17 protein-coding genes are annotated in these 20,219 nt (G+C 72.2%); 15 read left to right on the forward strand and 2 right to left on the reverse strand.

The genetic code is table 11. The features are described 5' to 3' along the window. The first annotated feature begins 1 nt into the window (after nt 1). From KHP12_RS41785 to KHP12_RS41855, 15 genes are all read left to right on the forward strand, one after another. Entirely contained in the window at nt 2-2,191 is a 2,190-nt protein-coding gene (locus tag KHP12_RS41785) for a bi-domain-containing oxidoreductase (RefSeq protein WP_211834370.1), read from the forward strand. Then, nucleotides 2,188-4,140, forward strand: a complete 1,953-nt coding sequence (locus tag KHP12_RS41790; protein ID WP_211834372.1) for a heparinase II/III family protein — start codon at nt 2,188-2,190, stop codon at nt 4,138-4,140. Before KHP12_RS41785 ends, KHP12_RS41790 begins: the two co-directional genes overlap by 4 nt. A 175-nt stretch (nt 4,141-4,315) precedes the next feature. Next, a complete protein-coding gene (locus KHP12_RS41795; RefSeq protein WP_211834373.1) occupies nt 4,316-5,839 on the forward strand; it encodes a right-handed parallel beta-helix repeat-containing protein in 1,524 nt (507 codons plus the stop codon). A gap of 1 nt (nt 5,840) precedes the next feature. Next, on the forward strand, nt 5,841-7,064 hold the full coding sequence (locus KHP12_RS41800) for an O-antigen ligase family protein (RefSeq protein ID WP_086880543.1): 1,224 nt from the start codon (nt 5,841-5,843) through the stop codon (nt 7,062-7,064). Nucleotides 7,065-7,066: 2 nt separating this feature from the next. Continuing rightward, the gene (locus KHP12_RS41805) at nt 7,067-8,308 is read left to right on the forward strand and encodes a glycosyltransferase (RefSeq protein ID WP_086880544.1); all 1,242 of its coding nucleotides are present in this window, start codon (nt 7,067-7,069) and stop codon (nt 8,306-8,308) included. After that, nucleotides 8,305-9,540: a class I SAM-dependent methyltransferase gene (locus KHP12_RS41810; RefSeq protein WP_211834375.1), complete on the forward strand. Its 1,236-nt coding sequence runs from the start codon at nt 8,305-8,307 to the stop codon at nt 9,538-9,540. The genes KHP12_RS41805 and KHP12_RS41810 overlap by 4 nt, the downstream gene beginning before the upstream one ends. A 13-nt stretch (nt 9,541-9,553) precedes the next feature. After that, nucleotides 9,554-10,348 carry a glycosyltransferase family protein gene (locus KHP12_RS41815; protein WP_086880546.1) on the forward strand — a complete coding sequence of 265 codons (795 nt, stop codon included), beginning with the start codon at nt 9,554-9,556 and terminating at the stop codon, nt 10,346-10,348. After that, a complete protein-coding gene (locus tag KHP12_RS41820; protein WP_086880576.1) occupies nt 10,345-10,992 on the forward strand; it encodes a PIG-L deacetylase family protein in 648 nt (215 codons plus the stop codon). Before KHP12_RS41815 ends, KHP12_RS41820 begins: the two co-directional genes overlap by 4 nt. A gap of 3 nt (nt 10,993-10,995) precedes the next feature. Next, nucleotides 10,996-12,021 (forward strand): NAD-dependent epimerase/dehydratase family protein, encoded by a 1,026-nt coding sequence (locus tag KHP12_RS41825; RefSeq protein WP_086880547.1) that lies wholly within the window; start codon nt 10,996-10,998, stop codon nt 12,019-12,021. Further along, nucleotides 12,009-13,292, forward strand: a complete 1,284-nt coding sequence (locus KHP12_RS41830) for a DUF4910 domain-containing protein (protein ID WP_211834376.1) — start codon at nt 12,009-12,011, stop codon at nt 13,290-13,292. Before KHP12_RS41825 ends, KHP12_RS41830 begins: the two co-directional genes overlap by 13 nt. Next, nucleotides 13,289-14,596 carry an MATE family efflux transporter gene (locus KHP12_RS41835; RefSeq protein WP_211834378.1) on the forward strand — a complete coding sequence of 436 codons (1,308 nt, stop codon included), beginning with the start codon at nt 13,289-13,291 and terminating at the stop codon, nt 14,594-14,596. Before KHP12_RS41830 ends, KHP12_RS41835 begins: the two co-directional genes overlap by 4 nt. After that, nucleotides 14,593-15,540 carry a glycosyltransferase family 2 protein gene (locus KHP12_RS41840; RefSeq protein WP_086880550.1) on the forward strand — a complete coding sequence of 316 codons (948 nt, stop codon included), beginning with the start codon at nt 14,593-14,595 and terminating at the stop codon, nt 15,538-15,540. Before KHP12_RS41835 ends, KHP12_RS41840 begins: the two co-directional genes overlap by 4 nt. After that, on the forward strand, nt 15,537-16,763 hold the full coding sequence (locus KHP12_RS41845; RefSeq protein WP_086880551.1) for a polysaccharide pyruvyl transferase family protein: 1,227 nt from the start codon (nt 15,537-15,539) through the stop codon (nt 16,761-16,763). Before KHP12_RS41840 ends, KHP12_RS41845 begins: the two co-directional genes overlap by 4 nt. Further along, the gene (locus tag KHP12_RS41850) at nt 16,760-17,311 is read left to right on the forward strand and encodes a dTDP-4-dehydrorhamnose 3,5-epimerase family protein (RefSeq protein WP_211834380.1); all 552 of its coding nucleotides are present in this window, start codon (nt 16,760-16,762) and stop codon (nt 17,309-17,311) included. Before KHP12_RS41845 ends, KHP12_RS41850 begins: the two co-directional genes overlap by 4 nt. Nucleotides 17,312-17,402: 91 nt before the next feature. Beyond that, nucleotides 17,403-18,707 carry a glutamate-1-semialdehyde 2,1-aminomutase gene (locus KHP12_RS41855; protein WP_086880577.1) on the forward strand — a complete coding sequence of 435 codons (1,305 nt, stop codon included), beginning with the start codon at nt 17,403-17,405 and terminating at the stop codon, nt 18,705-18,707. Between the two features lie 23 nt (nt 18,708-18,730). On the opposite strand, the gene KHP12_RS41860 is transcribed toward KHP12_RS41855, so the two are convergent. Then, nucleotides 18,731-19,438 (reverse strand): phosphatase PAP2 family protein, encoded by a 708-nt coding sequence (locus KHP12_RS41860; protein ID WP_372455266.1) that lies wholly within the window; start codon nt 19,436-19,438, stop codon nt 18,731-18,733. A gap of 151 nt (nt 19,439-19,589) precedes the next feature. Further along, nucleotides 19,590-20,207, reverse strand: a complete 618-nt coding sequence (locus tag KHP12_RS41865) for a TetR/AcrR family transcriptional regulator (protein ID WP_211834383.1) — start codon at nt 20,205-20,207, stop codon at nt 19,590-19,592. Nucleotides 20,208-20,219 lie beyond the last annotated feature (12 nt).

Here is a 20,219-nt window from a genome sequence, read left to right on the forward strand (position 1 = left end):
GGTGAAACAGGTTGTGCAGAACTACAAGAGCGGCGAGCTGGCGCTGCTCGACGTGCCGGTGCCGGGGTGCAAGCCGGGCGGTGTGCTGGTCCGCAGCGCCTACTCGCTGATATCCACCGGGACCGAGCTCATGAAGGTGTCCGAGGCCGGCATGTCGATGCTGGGCAAGGCCCGCTCCCGGCCCGACCAGGTGGCCAAGGTCGTACAGAGCGTGGCCACCAACGGGGTGCCCGCCACCTACCGCAAGGTGATGGGCAAGCTGGACTCCTACACACCGCTCGGCTACTCGCTGTGCGGGGTGGTCGAGCAGGTCGGCGCCGGAATCGACGATGTGAAGGTCGGCGACCTCGTGGCCTGCGCCGGCAATGAGCACGCGCTGCACGCCGAGCTGAACTGGGTGCCGAAGAACCTCTACGCCCGGGTGCCGGACGGCCTCGCGCCGCGGCACGCGGCCTTCGGCACCGTCGGGTCGATCGCGTTGCAGGGCGTCCGCCAAGGCGAGTCACACCTCGGCGAAGTGGCGCTGGTCATCGGCCTCGGGCTGATCGGACAGCTGGTGGTGCAGCTTCTCGCCGCCTCGGGAGTCCGCGTCGTCGGGGCCGACCCCGACCCGGCGCGCTGTGAGCTCGCCGAGCGCCTGGGCGCGGCGGCCTGCGGCGACCCCGCGTCCGCGGCCGTGGAGACCGCCGTCGCCGAACTCACCGGCGGCCTGGGCGTGGACCAGGTGTATCTGGCCGCCGGCGGCGGCAGCAACCAGCCCGTCGAGCTGGCCGCCCGGCTCTGCCGGGACCGCGGCCGGGTCGTCGACATCGGCAAGTGCCGCCTGGACCTGCCGTGGAACGCGTACTACGAGAAGGAGCTCGACGTCCGGTTCTCCCGCAGTTACGGCCCCGGGCGCTACGACCCGGAGTACGAGCTCGAGGGCCGCGACTACCCGATCGGCTACGTGCGCTGGACCGAGCGCCGCAACCTGGCGTGCTTCCTCGATCTCCTCGCCCGCGGCAGCGTCGACGTGGAGCCCCTGGTCTCCCACGTGGCCGACTTCGATGACGCCGTCGAGACGTACCAGCGCCTGAAGGACGGCGACCTGAAGGCCGTGGCCGTGCTGTTCCGGTATCCCGGCCACCCCGGCCAAGCCGTGGAAACGGGGACCCCGGCGGTGGCCGTGCCCGCGGTGCGCCGCGGCGGCGGAGGGTCCGCCCCGGCCCGGCTCGCCAACGCGTCGGTGCGGCTGGCGTTCGTCGGCGCGGGAAACTACGCCACGTCGATGCTGCTGCCGCATCTGGAACGGCGCGACGGCGTCGAGTTGTCCACCGTCGTCACCACGACGGCGCTGTCCGCGGCCAACGCGAAGCGGAAGTTCGGCTTCGCCGAGGCGACCACCGATCTCGACGCCGTGCTCGGCGACCCGTCCATCGACGCGGTGTTCGTGGTCACCCGCCACAGCTCGCACGCCGAACTGACCATGAGGGCGCTGCGGGCCGGCAAGGCGGTGTTCGTGGAGAAGCCGTTGGCGCTCGACCAGGACGAGCTGGCCGGGGTGCTCGCGGCGGTGGAGGAGTCCGGCAACGACCGGCTTCAGGTCGGCTTCAACCGCCGGTTCGCGCCGCTGCTCCAGGAGGCCAGGAAGCGGTTCGGCTCCCGGACCGGGCCGGCGAGCCTCCGCTACCTGGTCAACGCGGGCCGCCTCGAGCACGGCAGCTGGTACCTCCAACAGGGCACCGAGGGCTCGCGGTTCGCCGGCGAGGGCGGACACTTCATCGACACGGCGAGCTGGCTGCTCGGGGCCGACCCGGTCTCGGTGTACGCGGTCGCCGCGTCCGGCAACGAGGACCTCCAGGTCGTGCTGCGCTACCCGGACGGGTCCACCGCCACCATCGCCTACGTCACCACCGGCTCGCCGGGCTTCCCCAAGGAGACGCTGGACCTGATCGCGGACGGCAAGGTGCTGCGACTCGACGACTTCGTCCGTGCCTCGGTGTACGGCCGCAAGCGGTGGGTCAGTTCGCGACTGCCCAAGGCCCGGGACAAGGGCCAGTCCGCCGAGCTGGCCGCGTTCATCAAGGCCGTGCGGACCGGCGGGCCGATGCCGGTGCCGCTGGAGTCGCTGGTCGCCACCACGGCGGCCACCCTGGCCGTGCGAGCCGGTCTGGCCGCCGGTGCGCCGGTGACGTTGGAGAGGGCGCGATGACCGTGAGCTCGGGGAGCCCGGGCTGGTACCTGCGGCGGCTGTCCCGGATGGGACCGCGGGAGGTCGGCGGCCGGGTGGGCGACGCGGTGCGCAGGCGGCGGTGGCGGTCGGCGCCGCCGGACTGCCCGAGCGTGACCGGCGCCCGGTTCACCGCGGTACTGCCCGCGGGGACGATCGCCGCGGTGCCACCGGACGCCGCCAAACGTCTCATCGCCGAGGCGGACCGGCTGATGGCCGGGCACGCCGAGTACTTCGGGGTGGACCGCGACGACATGGCCGACCCGGACTGGTGGTACGACCCGAAGACCGGGCGGCGGGCTCCGGGGGGCTACGCCTTCGACGTGCCGTACCGCGACGAGGACGCGGTCGGGGACATCAAGCAGATCTGGGAGCCGTCCCGGCATCAGTACCTCACCCAGCTCGCCGCCGCCTACGCGATCACCGGGGACGAGCGGTACGCCGAGCGCGTGGCCGAGCACCTGCGGTCGTGGTGGACGGCCAACGCGCCGCTGCGCGGAGCGCACTGGACCAGCGGCATCGAGCTGGGTATCCGGCTGCTGTCCTGGGTGTGGATCCGCCGGCTCCTCGACGGCTGGCCGGGCGCGGCCGGGCTGTTCGAGGGCAACCCGGTGGCGCGAGACCAGATCTGGCACCACCAGCGCTGGCTGGCCGCCTTCCCGAGCCGGGGGTCCTCGGCGAACAACCACGTCATCGCCGAGGCCGCCGGGCAGTCCGCCGCGGCCTGCGCGTTCGGGTGGTTCCCCAGCTCGCAGCGCTGGCGGGCCGACGCGCTCACGTCCCTGGAGCGGCAGCTGCGAAGCAACACCTTCGGCTCCGGCCTCAACCGCGAGCTGGCCACCGAATATCACGGGCTGGTGCTGGAGCTCGGCCTGGCCGCGGTGGCCGAGGCGGATGCCGCCGGAGTACCGGTCCCCGCGTCGATCCGGCTGGTGCTGCTGCGGATGACCGACGCGCTCGCGGCCATCGTGGACAGCCGGCTACGGCCGCCGCGCCAGGGGGACGCCGACGACGGGCACGGTCTGGTCGTGGACGGCGCGGGCACCGACCGCTGGGCCTCGCTGCTGGCCACCGGGGACGCCGTGTTCGGCCGGCTCGCCTGGTGGCCGACGGTGACCGGCACCGATGTACGCACCCCGCTGCTGGCCGCGCTCATCACACCCACTGAACCGTCGGTGACCCGCCCACCGAGCCGACCGGGCCACTTCGCCGACGCGGGGCTCACGATCCTGCGCGGCCCGGGAGAGATCTGGTGCCGCTGCGACGGTGGTCCGCACGGCTTCCTGTCCATCGCCGCACACGCTCACGCGGACGCGCTGTCCGTGGAGGTCCGGCACGACGGGGTCGACGTGCTCGCCGACCCGGGGACGTACTGCTATCACGGGCAGCCCGAGTGGCGGCGGTACTTCCGGTCGACCCTCGGCCACAACACCCTGCAACTGGACGGCGCTGACCAGTCCGTCTCCGGCGGCCCGTTCCTGTGGACCCGTCATGCCCGCAGCCGCGTCCTGGTCGCGGAACCGTCCGATGAGGGCGTGGCCCGCTGGTGTGCCGAGCACGACGGCTACCAGCGCTCCGTGCACCGCCGCCGGGTGGAACTGACGGCCGCGGCCGAGGAGCTGAGGGTGGTCGACGAGGTGCGCGGCCCGCGCCGGGAGGTGCGCCTGGCGTTCCACCTCGGCCCGGCGATCGCCGCGGAGCTGGTGGACAACCGGGCACAGCTCACCTGGACCCGGGACGGCGAGGACCGCTCCGCGGTGCTGGACCTGCCCGGGCAGCTGTCCTGGCGGGCACATCGTGGCGCGACCGAACCGCCGCTGGGCTGGTACTCCGCCGGCTTCGGGCGCAAGGAACCCACCACCACACTGGTCGGCACCGGCTTCGCCGACGGCGCGCGGGGGTTCACCACCGTACTCAGGTTCCGCGGCTAGGGGGCTTCTGATGGATCTCCGTGGAGGAAGGAGCGGCGTTCGGTGCGTGCTCTCGGCGTGCCGGGCGGAAGCCCTCGTAGCGGAGCTACTAGGGGTTTTGTCCGGTGCGGCGAGAGGGCGTGCCGGGCGTCGCGACGCCGCGGAGATCCATCAGAAGCCCCCTAGGGAGGGGCGCGTGGTGATCAAGTGGCGGAACGGGGCGTTACCGGTGGCGGCGCTCGTCCTGGTAGCGGCGACCGGCTGTGTGAGCACGCCGGGCGCCCCGGCCGCGGAGCCGTCTGCCGCGCCGTCCGCGGCCCGGTCCGTGGCCCATGTGTGCGCCAAGCCCGCGGCCGGGCCGGAGAAGGCGCCGGCGGGCGCGGTGACGGTCGACCCCGCGGTGGTCGGTGACCTGGCGGCGAAGACCAAGGGCAGCCCCCCGAACACCACGTTCTGGCTCCGACCGGGCAAGCACAGGCTCGACCCGGACCGCTATGCCCAGGTCATCCCCAAGGAGGGGGACCGCTACCTCGGCGCGCCGGGCGCGGTGCTCGACGGCCGGAAGAAGAACCAGTACGCGTTCGGCGGCACCGCTCACGACGTCACCATCAGCCATCTGACCGTGCAACGCTTCGTGGCGCCGCCGGACGAGGGCGTGGTCAACCATGACTCGGCCGACGGGTGGGTGATCGAGCACGCGACGATCCAGAACAACTCCGGCGCCGGGCTGATGGCCGGTGCCCGCCAGCGGGTCCGCGCCAGCTGCCTGCGCGACAACGGCCAGTACGGCATGAACGCGTACAAGGCCAAAGGCCGCATCAGCGGCCTGGTGGTCGAGGGCAACGAGATCGTGGGCAACAACACCGGCGACTGGGAGCGGCGGCGGAAGGGCTGCGGCTGCACCGGAGGCATCAAGTTCTGGGCCGTCAACGGCGCCGACATACGCGGCAACTGGGTGCACGACAACCGTGGAACCGGGTTGTGGGCGGACACCAACAACAACGACTTCCGCATCGAGAAGAACGTGCTCGAGGCCAACGACGGTGCCGCGCTGATCTACGAGACCAGCTACAACGCGGTCATCCGGAACAACACGATCCGGCGGAACAACTGGGTCGAGGGCCGCAGGGAGGCCGAACGCGGCGACAACTTCCCGTACTCGACCGTGTACCTGTCCGAGTCCGGCGGCGAACCACGGATCAAGGCCCGCACCGACAAGATCGAGATCTACCGGAACGCGCTGGAGAACAACTGGTCCGGGATCACCCTGTGGGAAAACGCCGACCGGTTCTGCAACAGCCCGGCCAACACCTCGTCCGGCGACTGCACCTTGCTGGTCCGGGACACCGACCGCTGCGCCAAACCGGCGATCGCCAAAGCACCGCTCTACGCCGACTGCCGGTGGAAGACCCAGCGGGTGGACATCCACGACAACCGCTTCGTGCTGGACAAGTCCGTCGTCAAGTGCACCGTGAAGTGCGACCGCATGGCGGTGCTGGCCAACTACGGCACCTATCCGGACTGGTCGCCGTACCAGGGCGAAGGGGTGGCCGAGGCGATCACCCACAAGCAGCACAACCGCTGGCACGACAACGTCTACCTCGGACCGTGGCAATTCGTCGCCCAGGACCCGAGCCGGGTGCTCGACTTCGGGCAGTGGCAGATCACGCCGTACCAGCAGGACGCGGGCAGCACCCTCCGCGCACGGGACGGTGGTTGAGATGGGCGGGGGACCCACACCGAAGATCGTCGGGACGGTCTGGGGGCTGCTGGTCCTCAACACCCTCGGCTCCGCCGGGGCGAAGACCATCGTCCCGCTGCCCCGCTCCCTCATCCAGATGGTCACCATGGGCGCGCTGGTCGCCGCGTTCGCGCTGGCGCTCGCGGTCAATCTCCGGCTGCGCATCCGGGCCAGTGCGTATGTCTTCCTGCTCACCCTGCTCCTGGTGACGAGCGTGATCTCCAGCGCGAACCTGGAGTCCGGGTTCGGCGCGCTGTTCCGCTGTGCCCGGCTGGCTCTCTTCGTCGGCACGCTGTGGCTGCTCAGCCGCTGGTGGGACGGCGGTCTGACGTTTGTGCGGCACCACATCCGGATGTACTTCGCGGTGCTCGGGTCGGTGGCCGTCGGTCTGGTCGTCTCACCGGGCGCGGCCCTGCCCGACCTCTACGGCGGGCGGCTGGTCGGCGCGTTGTGGCCGCTCACCCCGCCGCAGATCGGACAGTACGCCGCGGTGATCATCGGGCTCACCGTGCTGCTCGTACTGGACCGCCGGACCGACAGGGTGAGCGCGGCGGTGGTCATCGTGCCCTCGCTCGTCCTGCTCGCGCTGACCCATACCCGGACGGCCACGCTCGGCCTGTTCCTCGGCCTGGCGCTGGCGATCGGCTCGCTCCTCCTCACCAGCGCCGCGGCCCGCCGCTTCTTCAGCCGGGCGGTGCTGTGCGCCACGGTGGCCGCGGTGGGGTTCGCCTCCGTGCTCCAGGCGTGGTTCCTGCGCGGACAGAGCAAGGAGAACTTCTCCAGCCTCACCGGTCGGGCCAAGGTCTGGGACGCCCTGCTGGCCGCGCCCAGGACGACCGGGGAGAAGTGGTTCGGCATGGGCCTGGGCGACAAGTCGTTCGGCGGGCTGCCGATCGACAACAGCTGGCTGGCCGTCTACAACGAGCAGGGTCTGGTCGGCGTCACCCTTGTCGCGGCGATCATCATCGTCCTGGGCGGCGTCGCGTTGCTGCGGCCACCGTCGCTGGAGCGGGCCTGCGCGATCTTTCTGATCAGCTACTGCGCGATCGCGTCGTACACCGAGGCCGGTCTTGGCGACGCCTCGCCGTATCTGCTGCATCTGGCCCTGGCCGCCTCGCTGTTGGCGGCACCCGCCGCGGCCGCGCCGCCCGAACTCCCGCCACGACACATTCCGCGCTGGGCCCGGCGATCGGAGGTTCCTTGAGCATGCACGTCCTCGTGGTGCACAACCGCTACGGCTCGGCGCAGCCGAGCGGGGAGAACAAGGTGGTCGACCAGGAGGTGGAGCTGCTGCGCGCGGCCGGCCACCAGGTCGGGGTGTTCGAGCGGCGCAGCGACGACATCGCCGCCCGGTCCCTCCTCGGCAAGGCCACGGTGCCGCTCCTCGTGCCGTGGAACCGGGCGGTACGCGCGGAGCTCGCCGCCCGGCTGCGTGCCGAGCGGCCGGACGTGGTGCACGTCCACAACGTCTTCCCGCTCCTGTCGCCCGCGGTGCTCGCCGCCTGCGCCGACGCCGGCGTGCCCGCCGTCGCCACGCTGCACAACTACACCCAGGTCTGCCCTCCGGGCACGCTGCAACGGGACGGCCGGCCGTGCGCCGAGTGCGTCGGCTCCGCACCACTGCCCGCCGTCCGGCACGGCTGCTACCGGAACTCCCGCCTCGCGACGGTGCCGCTCGCGGTCAGCCTGTCGGTCAACCGGCGGCGATGGTGGTCCGGCGTGGAGCGGTTCTTCTGCATCTCCGCGGCGCAGCGCGACGTCCTGGTGCGGGCCGGTATGCCGGCCGAGCGGCTGGCGGTGAAGCACAACTTCGTGCCCGACCCGGGCGCCCGCCGAGTGGGCGGGGGAGAGCATCTGCTCTATCTCGGCCGACTCGCGGAGGCCAAGGGCGTACGGCTGCTCATGGCCGCGTGGGACGAGATCGCGGCGAGCGGCGGTGCGGGCGTACCGCTCGTGATCGCCGGCGCGGGGCCACTGGAGCGAGAGGTGACCGCCTGGGCGGCGGGCCGGGACGACGTGGCGTACGTCGGCCTGCTGGACCCGGCGGAGTGCGCCAAGACCATCGCGCGATCGGTCGCCGTGGTGGCTCCCTCGACATGGCTGGAGGCGTTCGGCCTGGTGGTCGTGGAGGCGATGGCGGCCGGGGTCCCGGTCGTCGCCGCCGGACACGGCGCCTTCGTCGAACTCGTCGAGGACGGCGTGACCGGGCTGCTGCACCAGCCGGGCGAGCCCGCCTCGCTCGCGTCCCGCATACGCCGGATCGCGGCCGAGCCGGCTCTGGGCCGGGAGATGGGCCGGGCGGCCCGGCTCCGTTACGAACAGGGTTTCAGCCCGGCCGTCGGGCTGGAGCGCCTGGTTGATGAGTACCGCACCGCGATCGCGGGTCGGTCAGCACTGGCTCGCGGCGGGGACTCCCGCGCGAGCAGGGGGGATGGGGACAGTAGATGACACGATGCCGACTCTGCGGCTCGGAAGCGATGGCGAGCGTCGTCGACCTCGGGGCGACGCCACCGTGTGAGAGCTTTCTCGCCGCGGACCAACTGGACCAGCCGGAGCCCGCGTACCCGCTGCACCTGCGGGTCTGCACCGACTGCTGGCTCGCGCAGATCCCTCCGCTGATCACGCCGGAGGAGACGTTCAAGGAGTACGCGTACTTCTCCTCGTACTCGACCTCCTGGGTGGAGCACGCGCGCACGTTCGTCGACGACGCCGCGGCGCGGCTGGACCTGGGCACCGACGCCTTCGTGGTCGAGGTCGCGAGCAACGACGGATACCTGCTGAAGCATGTGGTGGACCGCGGGATCCGCTGCCTGGGCATCGAGCCGTCGGTGAACGTCGGCGCCGCGGCACGGGACGCGGGTGTGCCCACGCTCACGGAGTTCCTGAGCCCGGACACCGGCTCGGCCGTCCGCGCCGAACACGGCCCGGCGGACCTGGTCGTGGCCAACAACGTGTACGCGCACATCCCCGACGTGGTCGGGTTCACCGAGGGGCTGCGCGCCCTGGTCGCCGACGACGGCTGGGTCTCCATCGAGGTGCAGCACCTGCTGACGCTGATCGAGGAGAACCAGTACGACACGATCTACCACGAGCACTTCCAGTACTACACGGTCGCGTCCGCCATCCGGGCGCTGGCGAGCGGCGGACTCGCGCTCGTGGACGTCGAGCTGCTGCCCACACACGGCGGCTCCATCCGGCTGTGGGCCCGCCCGGCCGAGGTGGCCGGCGAGCCGTCCCGGCGGGTGGTGGACGTGCTGGCCCGGGAGAAGGCCGCCGGGCTACAGGAGTTGTCCGGGTACACCGAATTCTCCGCCCGGGTGGCCAAGGTGCGCCGGGATCTGCTGCGGTTCCTCATCACAGCGGCCGAGCGCGGCGAGACGGTCGTCGGCTACGGCGCCCCGGGCAAGGGCAACACCCTGCTCAACCACTGCGGCATCCGGCCCGACCTGCTCGCGTACACGGTCGACCGCAACCCCTACAAGCACGGCAGATTCACTCCCGGCACCCGCATCCCGATCCTGCCGCCCGAGCGGATAGCCGCCGACAAGCCGGACTACGTGCTCGTCCTCCCGTGGAACCTGCGTGCCGAACTGACCGAGCAGCTGTCCTTCGTGCACGAGTGGGGCGGCCGGCTGGTCTTTCCCATCCCGGAACTGAGCATTGTCGAGGTCGCGTCGTGAAAGAGGTCACAGCATGAAGGTCGTTCTGTTCTGCGGCGGTTACGGGATGCGGATGCGGAGCGGCGCCGCGGACGACGTGCCCAAGCCGATGGCGATGGTCGGCCCCAGGCCGCTGATCTGGCACGTCATGCGCTACTACGCGCACTTCGGGCACACGGAGTTCATCCTGTGCCTCGGGTACGGGGCCCACCACATCAAGGACTTCTTCCTCAACTACGAGGAGACGACGTCCAACGACTTCGTGCTGCGAGGCGGGCGGACCGAGCTGCTGTCCACCGACATCTCGGATTGGACGATCACGTTCGCGCAGACCGGCGTCGAGTCGCCGATCGGGGAGCGGCTGCGCCGGGTACGGCACCACCTGGACGGCGACGAGCTGTTCCTCGCCAACTACGCCGACGTGCTCACCGACGCCCCGCTGCCGGAGATGATCGACCGGTTCGCCCGGCGCGACGCCGGTGCGTCGATGATGGTGGTGCCGCCGCAGTCCTCGTTCCACTGCGTGGAGTTGGGCGAGGACGGCCTGGTGGGGGGCATCACCGCGGTGAGCGAACTGCCGCTGTGGGAGAACGGCGGCTACTTCGTGCTTCGCCAGGAGATCTTCGACCACATCCCGGAGAACGGGGACCTGGTCGCCGACGGATGCGCCCAACTGGCCAAGCGCGGGCGGCTGGTGGCGCACCAGCACCGCGGCTTCTGGAAGCCGACCGACACCGTGAAGGAGCGGGCCGCGCTCGACGCCGCCTACGCCCGAGGCGACCGCCCGTGGGCCGTGTGGGAGCGGGACAGCGCCGGAGCACCGGCGTGATCCGGCTCGGCGCCGGGCGTCCGGACCGGATCGTCGCGGTGGGCGCGCACTGCGACGACATCGCCATCGGCGCGGGCGGCACGCTGCTCGCGATGTGCCTGGCACGGCCGGGGCTGCGCGTCGACGCCCTGGTGCTCTCCGGCGGCGGCAGCGAGCGGGAGCAGGAGGAGCAGGCCGCGCTCGCCGCCTTCTGCCCGGCCGCCGACCTGCGGCTGACCGTGCACAAGCTCCCCGACGGCCGGCTGCCCGCGCACTGGGAGGAGGCCAAGGCCGCGGTCGAGGAACTGCGCGCGCGGACCGAGCCGGATCTGGTGCTGGCGCCGCGCACCGATGACGCGCACCAGGATCACCGCGGCCTGGCGAAGCTGATACCCACCGCCTTCCGCGACCACCTCGTGCTCGGCTACGAGATCGTCAAGTGGGACGGCGACCTCGGCCGCCTCGCGGCGTACCAGCCACTGTCGCCGGAGATCGCCGAACAGAAGGTGCGGCTGTTGCAGGAGCACTACCCCTCGCAGCGGCACCGGCCCTGGTACGACCGGGAGGCATTCCTCGGCCTCGCGCGGATCCGCGGCATCGAATGCCACGAGCGATACGCCGAGGCGTTCGCCGTCACCAAACTCACGCTCAACCTGGGGGGTTGAACCTTGCGCGTACTGCTGACCGGACACCAGGGCTATCTGGGAACCGTCATGGCCCCGGCCCTCGCCGCCGCCGGGCACGAGGTCGTCGGCCTCGACGCCGGCCTGTTCGCCGACTGTGTGCTGGGCCCGACGCCGGCGGATCCGCCGGGGCACCGGGTGGACCTGCGCGACGTCACGGCCGAACACGTGGCCGGGGCCGACGCCGTGATCCACCTGGCCGCGCTCTCCAACGACCCGCTGGGATCGCTGGCGCCGGAGCTCACCCACGACATCAACCACCACGCGTCCGTGCGGCTCGCCCGGCTGGCCCGCGACGCCGGGGTGCGGCGCTTCCTGTACGCGTCGACCTGCTCGGTCTACGGCGCCGCCGGCGGCGACGACCTGGTGGCCGAGGACGCCCCGCTGCGCCCGGTGACGCCGTACGCGGAGTCCAAGGTGCGGGTGGAGGACGACCTGCACGACATGGCCGACAGCGACTTCAGCCCGGTGTTCCTGCGCAACGCCACCGCCTTCGGCTACTCGCCCCGGCTGCGTGCCGACATCGTGCTGAACAACCTGGTGGGCCACGCGCTGCTGTCCGGCGAGGTGCTGGTGCTCTCCGACGGCACCCCCTGGCGCCCGCTGGTGCACGCCGTCGACATCGCACGGGCCTTCACGGCCGCGCTGACCGCGCCGCGGGAAGCGGTGCACGACCGGGCGTTCAACATCGGCAGCGAGATCAACAACGTCACGGTCGCCGAGATCGCCGGGCAGGTCGCCGAGGCGGTGTCCGGCGCGAAGGTGGTCATCACCGGCGAGAACGGTGCCGATCCGCGGTCGTACCGGGTGGACTTCTCCCGGTTCCGCACGGCGATACCCGGCTTCGACTGCGAGTGGACGGTGAAGCAGGGCGCGCTCGAACTCGCCGATGCCTACCGGGAACACGGGCTGACCCGGGAGGACTTCGAGCAGCGCTTCACCCGCCTCGCCGTGCTGCGCGCGGCGTCCGACGCCGGCACCGTCGACGACACGCTGCGGTGGCGCCGGTGACCGCGCACGGCGATGAGATGTACGCCTTGGTGGAGCGGCTGTACCCGCTCTGCCGGAGCATCACGGGCGACGGTGTGCGCGCCACCCTGGAGATCGTCGGCGAGTACATCCCGCTGAAGGTGCACGAGGTGCCGACCGGGACGCAGGTGCTCGACTGGACGGTCCCGCGGGAGTGGAACATCCGGGACGCGTACATCGCCGACGCCACCGGCCGCCGGGTCGTCGACTTCCGGGCGTCCAGCCTGCACGTGCTCGGCTACAGCGTGCCGGTGTCGGCGACCATGCCGCTGGCCGAGCTCCGCGCGCATCTGCACACCCTGCCGGACCACCCGGCCTGGGTGCCCTACCGCACCAGCTACTACCAGCCGGAATGGGGGTTCTGCCTGGCCCAGGAGACCCTGGACGCGCTGCCGGACGGCGAGTACGAGGTGTGCGTCGACTCCACACTCACCGATGGCCACCTCACCTACGCCGAGCACGTGGTCCCCGGGCAGGTCGCCGACGAGGTGATCGTCTCCTGCCACGTCTGCCACCCGTCGCTGGCCAACGACAACCTGGCCGGTATCGCCGTGGCGACGTTCCTGGCGCGGGCGCTGGCGGAGCGGACGCCGTACTACACCTACCGGTTCATCTTCGCGCCCGGCACCATCGGGGCGATCACCTGGCTGGCCCGCAACGCGGAACGGATCGACCGGGTCAAGCACGGGCTGGTGCTGGCCTGCGCCGGTGACCGGGGCCACCTCACGTACAAGCAGAGCAGGCGTGGCGACGCGGAGATCGACCGGGTGATGCGGCATGTGCTGGCCGCCTCCGAACGCCCGCACCGCGTCGCCGAGTTCACCCCGTACGGCTACGACGAGCGGCAGTTCTGCTCGCCCGGGTTCGATCTCGGCGTCGGCTCGCTCACCCGGACCCCGTACGCGGGCTACCCCGAGTACCACACCTCGGCGGACAACCTGGACTTCGTCTCCCCGGAGGCGATGGCGGACACGCTCGCCGTCTGCCGCGAGGCGTTCGCCGTCCTCGACCGCGACCGGCGGTACGTCAACCTCAGCCCCTACGGCGAACCACAGCTGGGCCGACGCGGGTTGTACGACTCGCTCGGCGGCCGCAGCGACGCCAAGCAGGCCCAGATGGCCATGCTCTGGGTGCTCAACTTCTCCGACGGCGAGCACAGTCTGCTGGACGTCGCCGAGCGGTCCGGGCTGCCGTTCGACACCGTCGCCGACGCGGCCGGCGCCCTGCACGGCGCCGGGCTGATCAAGGCATGACGCCGATGCCCACCGAGGGGGAGAAGACGACGACACCGGCGCCACCGGCCGGATCCGCCAAGCGGGCCCTCGTCGGCCGGCTGTCCTGGGGACTGGCCGACCAGGCGGCCTCCAGCATGTCCAACTTCGCGGTGGGCATCTACGTGGCCCGCTCGCTGGGCGTGACCGCGTTCGGCGTGTTCAGCCTGGCCTGGGTGACCTACGGCGTGGTGCTCAACATCTCCCGCGGGCTGGCCACCGATCCGCTCGTGGTGCGCTTCAGCGGCGTGCCGGAAGCGTCCTGGCGCGGGGCGGTGGCCCGGTCCTCGGGTACCGCACTCGGCGTGGGCGCGGCCATCGGCGCGGCGTGTCTGGTGGTCGGGCCGGCCCTCGGCGGCCGTGTGGGGCCCGCGTTCGTCTGCCTCGGCGTCATGCTGCCGGGGCTGCTGCTCCAGGACGCCTGGCGGTTCTCGTTCTTCGCCGCCGGCGCCGGGCGGAAGGCGTTTGTCAACGACGTCGTGTGGGGCGTCGCGCTCGTCCCGGCCATGGTCGTGGCGGCCCGGGTGGGCAGCGTGGCCGCTTTCGTACTCGCCTGGGGCGCGTCCGCCACGGTGGCGGCGGCGTACGGCTACCTCCAGTCCGGCATCCGGCCCCGGGTGACCGAGGCGCGCGGGTGGCTTCGCGAGCAGCGCGATCTCGGCTACCGGTACCTGGTCGAGAACACCTGCCTCAGCGGCGCGAGCCAGCTGCGGGCGTACGGGCTCGGCGCGATCGTCGGGGTCGGCGCGGTGGGCGCGGTGCGGGGCGCCGAGCTCCTGCTCGGCCCGTTCCTCGCCGTGCTGATGGGCCTTTCGCTGGTCACCGTCCCGGAGGCGGCACGGGTCCTGCGGCGGACCCCGCACCGCCTCGGCGCGTTCTGCCTCCTGCTGGGTGGCGGGCAGGCCGTCGGCGCGCTGATCTGGGGCGGGTCGCTGCTGCTGATGCCGGACCGGCTCGGCGAGTTGGTGCTCGGCGGTGTCTGGCACTCCGCCGCACAGCTCATCCTGCCGGTCGCCCTCGGCGTCGCGGGCGCAGGGCTCGGCACCGGCGCGGCGGCCGGCCTGCGCGCGCTCGGCGCCGCCCGGCACAGCCTGCGCTCCCAGCTGTTCGCCTCCGCCGCTTACGTCGGCGGCGGGCTCGGCGGGGCGGCCGTCGCCGGCACGGTCGGCTCGGCCTGGTGCGTCGCCGCCGCGACCGTCAGCGGCTCGGCCGTGTGGTGGCTGCACCTGCGGTCCGCCCTGCGCGAGCGCCACCACCACTCCATCCCCGAAGTGAGGACGCCATGACCGCCCACCCCAGGCTGAGCATCGGCCTGCCCGTGTACAACGGCGAGGAGTACCTGGCCGAGTCGCTCGACGCCCTGCTCGGCCAGACCTACGAGGACTTCGAGCTGGTCATCTCCGACAACGCCTCGACCGACGGGACCGAGGACATCTGCCGCAAGTACGCCGCGCAGGACGCGCGCGTCCGGTACCTCCGGCTGCCCCGGAACGTCGGCGCCACGCCGAACCACAACTACGTGTTCACCCAGTGCCGCGGCGAGCTGTTCAAGTGGGCCTCGCACGACGACCTCTACGCCCGCGATCTGCTGCGGGCCTGCGTCCAGGCGCTGGACGAGCGGCCGGACGTGATCCTCGCCCACGCCGACCAGGCGGTCATCGACGGCGACGGCCAGGTGAAGGTCCCGTACGAGTACACGCTCGCCACCGGCTCACCGAACCCGCCGGAGCGCTTCCGCAGCATGCTGTTCGAGCCCGGCGGTGACGACTTCTACGGGGTGATCCGGGCCGCCGCGCTGCGCCGGGTGAGGCCGATGGACAGCTACCACCACGCGGACCGCACGTTCGTCGCCGAGATCGCCCTGCACGGGCGCTTCCACCAGGTGCCGGAGCTGCTGTACTTCCGCCGCGACCACCCCACCCGCGCCGAGCGGGCGAACCCGAGCAAGCGCTCCCGGTGCGTCAACCTCGACCCGCGCCGGGCGGGCCCGCTGCACCCGACGCCCCGGCTGCTCGCCGAGTACGTCTGGGGCTTCGCCTCGGCGATCCGGCGGGCCCCGCTGTCCGCCCCCGACCGGCGCGCCTGCTACCGCCACCTGGCCGCATGGATGACCAGCCGGGTCCGGCCGGGCGCCGGTGAGCGGGTCGAGGACCGCGCCCCGGTCGACCCGGCCAAGCTGACCGTCTCCGTCGACGACCTCGTCGCCGGACGTGAGGGGCGGCGGCCATGAGGACGGCGACACGTGTGGGGGTGTTCGGCCTGCTCGGCTCCGGCAACCTCGGCAACGACGGGTCACTCGAGGCCGTCCTCGGGTACCTGCGCGCCGAGCACCCCGAGGCCGTCGTGGACGCCCTGTGCGGCGGACCCGAGGCCGTCACGGCCCGGTTCGGGATCCCCGCGACGCGGCTGCACTGGTACCGCGGGGAGTACCGGACCGCGTCCCGTGCGGGCTCGATCGCCGCGAAGGGCCTGGGCAAACTCGTCGATGTCTTCCGCACCGCCGCCTGGGTGCGTCGGCACGACGTGGTGATCGTGCCGGGCATGGGCGTCCTGGAGGCCACGCTGCCGCTGCGGCCGTGGGGCTTCCCGTACTCGCTGTTCCTGCTCTGCGCGAGCGGCCGGCTGCTGCGCACCCGGGTCGCGCTGGTCAGCGTCGGCGCCGCCGAGATCGGCAACCGGCCGACCCGGGCCCTGGTGCGCTGGTCGGCGCGGCTGGCCGCGTACCGGTCGTACCGGGACACCCAGTCCCGCGACGCGATGCGCGCGATGGGCGTGGACACCACGCGCGACGAGGTCTACCCGGACCTCGCGTTCTCCCTGCCGGCACCACAGGCGAGCACACCCACCGGCACGCCGGGTCCCGTCTGCCTCGGCGTCATGGACTTCCACGGCGGCAACGACGACCGCGCCCGGGCCGAGGAGATTTACCGGCGCTACCTCGACGGGACGATCCGGTTCGTCCGCACGCTCGTGGAGGAGGGCAGACCGGTCCGGCTCCTCACCGGCGACCAGTGCGATCTGTCGGTGGTCGCCGCGATCCTCGACGCGGTCGACTCACCGCTGGTCACCGCGGCCGAACCGGCCTCACTGGCCGACCTGATGAACGAGATGGCGGCCGCCGACACCGTGGTGGCCGTCCGCTACCACAACCTGATCTGCGCGCTGAAGACCGGAACGCCCGTGCTCGCCCTCTGCTACGCGGCGAAGAGCGGCGCCCTCATGGACCGGATGGGCCTCGGCGCGTACTGCCACCCGGCCCGTGAGGTCGACGCCGACCGGTTGCTCGAACAGTTCCGGGACCTGGAGAAGCACGCGGCGAAGCTACGGCAGACCCTCACCGAGCGGAACCGGGCAGCCGCACGGCAACTCGCCCATCAGTTCACCGCCTTGACCACGGCCCTGTTCCCGGCGGCCGACCACACCCATGCCCACGCCACGCGGGAGACTCCATGAAGGCGACCGAAGTCCCGGCGATCGCCGGCGCGTACCTGTTCGAGCCCACGCCGTACGCCGACGAGCGCGGCTTCTTCTGTCGCACCTTCGACGCCGACGTGGTCCGCTCGGTGGGCCTCGACCCGGACGCCTTCGTCCAGGACAGCCTGTCCCGCTCGGTCCGGGGCGTGCTGCGCGGGCTGCACCTGCGCTCCGGTTCCGGCGAGGCCAAGCTGGTGCGGTGCTCGTACGGGAGGATCTTCGACGTCGTCGTGGACCTGCGGCCGGACTCGCCGACCTACCTGGGACGGGCCTTCTTCGAACTCTCCGGCGAGACGCAGGCGACCCTGTACATCCCGGCGGGCTGCGCGCACGGCTTCCAGGCGCTGACCGAAACCGCCGACACCTCGTACCGGATCGACCGCCCGCACGATCCGGCCGAGGACGTGACGATCGCCTTCGACGACCCGGAGCTCGCCATTCCGTGGCCGCTGCCGGTCACATCGATGTCCCAGCGGGACCGGGAGGCGCCGAGCCTCGCCGAGGTCCTGAAGCACAAGGAAGGGTGAAACCGGCTTGGCCACCGAACACACCGAACGCACCGAACGCACCGAACGCACCGAACGCACCGAACGCGCCGGAGAGACCGCGGAGTTCCTCCTGCCCCGGTCGCGGCAGGCCAACGAGCGGCTGCATGCCATGATCCCCGGGGGCGCGCACACCTACGCCAAGGGCGACGACCAGTACCCCGAGAACCTGGCCCCGGTCATCAGCCACGGCCGCGGCGCCCACGTGTGGGACATCGACGGCAACCGCTACGTCGAGTACGGGTCCGGCCTGCGGTCGGTCAGCCTCGGCCACGCCCACCCGGGTGTGCTCGAGGCGGTGCGGCGGGAACTCGACCGCGGCAGCAACTTCGTCCGGCCCTCCATCGTGGAGGCCGAAGCCGCGGAACGCTTCCTGGCCACGGTGCCGACCGCCGAGATGGTGAAGTTCGCGAAGAACGGCTCCGACGCCACCACCGCCGCGGTGCGCCTCGCCCGCGCCGCCACCGGGCGTCCGCGGGTGGCCATCTGCGCCGACCACCCGTTCTTCTCCGTCGACGACTGGTTCATCGGCACCACGCCGATGTCCGCCGGTGTTCCGGCGGCGACCAACGAGCTCACCGTGGCCTTCCCTTACGGGGACCTGGCCGCCACGGAGGAGCTGCTCACTCAGTACCAGGACGAGGTCGCCTGCCTGATCCTCGAACCCGCCACCGTTGTCGAGCCGCCGCCCGGCTATCTCGCCGGGCTGCGCGAGCTGGCCGACCGGCACGGCTGCGTACTGATCTTCGACGAGATAATCACCGGCTTCCGCTGGTCCGAGGCGGGCGCCCAGGGTCTGTACGGCGTCGTCCCCGACCTCTCCACGTTCGGCAAGGCGCTGGGCAACGGATTCGCCGTCTCCGCGCTGGCCGGGCGCCGCGATCTGATGGAGCTGGGGGGCTTGCGTCACTCCGGCGACCGGGTGTTCCTGCTGTCCACCACGCACGGTGCGGAAACGCACTCGCTGGCCGCCGCGATGGCCGTGCAGACCACCTACGTCGAGGAGGGCGCCACCGCCCAACTGCACCTCCTCGGCGAGCGGTTGGCCGCCGGTGTTCGCGAGGCGGCGGCCGCCATGGGCGTCGGCGACCACATCGTCGTCCGGGGCCGGGCCAGCAACCTGGTCTTCGGCACCCTCGACGAGAACGGGCGGCCGTCGCAGCGGTACCGCACCCTGTTCCTGCGCCGGCTCCTCACGGGCGGGGTGCTGGCCCCGTCGTTCGTGGTGAGCAGCGCGCTCAGCGACGCCGACATCGATCACACCGTCGACGTGGTGGCCCAGGCATGTGCGGTGTACCGGAAGGCACTGGACGCAGCCGACCCCACCCCCTGGCTGGCCGGACGACCGGTGAAGCCCGTATTCCGCCGCTTGGCGTGACGTGACGACGTGACGACGTGACGTCAGCGACGCTCCCGCCGAGGGGCGTCGTCGGCCATCCGGTCGACCAGCCGGTCGGCCACCCGATCGACCAGCCACGCGGTCGCCGGAACCACCGCCAGCGCGGTGCACCAGCCGCCGAGGACGTCGGTCGGATAGTGCGCGCCCAAGGCTACCTGCCCCCATCCCATCGCGGCGCCGGCCACGAGCGCCGCGCCGAGCACGAGTGAGGTGCCGGCCGCCCTGCCGAGGCCGAACCGGCCGGTCGCGAGCAGCGCCGCGACGAGGGCGAGTCCGGTGAAGAAGGCGGTGTGCCCGCTCGGATAGGACAGGTTGCCGTCCCCGTGGATGGTGCGTCCCACCAGATGCTTGAGCAGCGTCGCCGTCCCCACGGTCATGGCGGCGGCGGCGACCACGAGCACCGCCGCGCGAGGACGCCGAAGCAGCAGGCAGCCCGCTACAGCGGCCACGATCAGCGTCGCCGCTCCGGCGGGTTCCCCCAAGAAGTCCATGGCCAGGGCGACGCGCCTCCAGGGCGGCCGCACACTGTCCGCCGTCGGGTCGACGATCCACCTGTCCACCCCGCCGGGCTCGCCGTGGCCCGCGTACAGGACTCCGAGCAGGCAGACCACCAGCGCGGCGAGGCCCGCGATCGGCCCGAGCCGCGCGCGCAGCGGCAGGGGCAGCACCGTGGGGCCGACTTCCAGGTCCGCTTCGGCCAGGCGATTCAACGCGAGCCCCCCCGTCGTGTCCGATCCACCCTCAAGCGACCGTAACCACCCCGCGGACACCCGCTCCTGGCCTGGCCAAGGGCATCAGGATCATCCTCTGCTCGTCATCCTACCGGGAGTTGGCCCGCGCCGATGGGGCCTACACCGCCCATCACAAGAGCAGCCCGGCACGCAGGTCGTCCGCGAGGCCGGCCGTGTCCGTGAGGCCGAAGGCCACGCGCTGGAGCAGGAATCCGTGCAGCAGCCCCATCACCACGCGGGCCCCGCGGTCCGGGTCCACGGCGGCGGGCACCGCGCCCGCCGCCCGGCCGCGGCGCAGCGCTTCGGCGATGCTGGCCCGGACCCTCTCGAAGCCCTCCGCGGCCGGGCCACGCACCTCGTCATTGCGCAGCACCTCCGACCACACCTGCACGACGCAGCGCAGCAGCTCGTCGACTGCGACCGTGTGCCCCGCCGCGTCCCGCACCGTCTCGCCGCTGATCGTGTCGAGCGCGGCGGCAACCAGTTCCGCGACGCCCGGGGCGTCGGTGCTGTCGGCCAGCCGCTCAACCGGTTCGAAGATCAGCCGGAACGCGTCGCCCGCGATAGCGAGGACGATCTCCTCCTTGCTCGTGAAGTAGCGGTAGGGCGCGCCGGCCGAGACGCCTGCCTCCGCGGCGATGTCCGGCATCGAGCTCTGGTGGAACCCGTCGCGGGAGAAGCAGCGGCGGGCCGCCGCGACGATCTCGGCGCGCTTGGCCTCGCGGCGCTCGGCTGTGATGCGCGGCATGGTGGCCCCTCT

This window comes from Streptomyces asiaticus, from assembly GCF_018138715.1.
Lineage (GTDB): Bacteria > Actinomycetota > Actinomycetes > Streptomycetales > Streptomycetaceae > Streptomyces > Streptomyces asiaticus.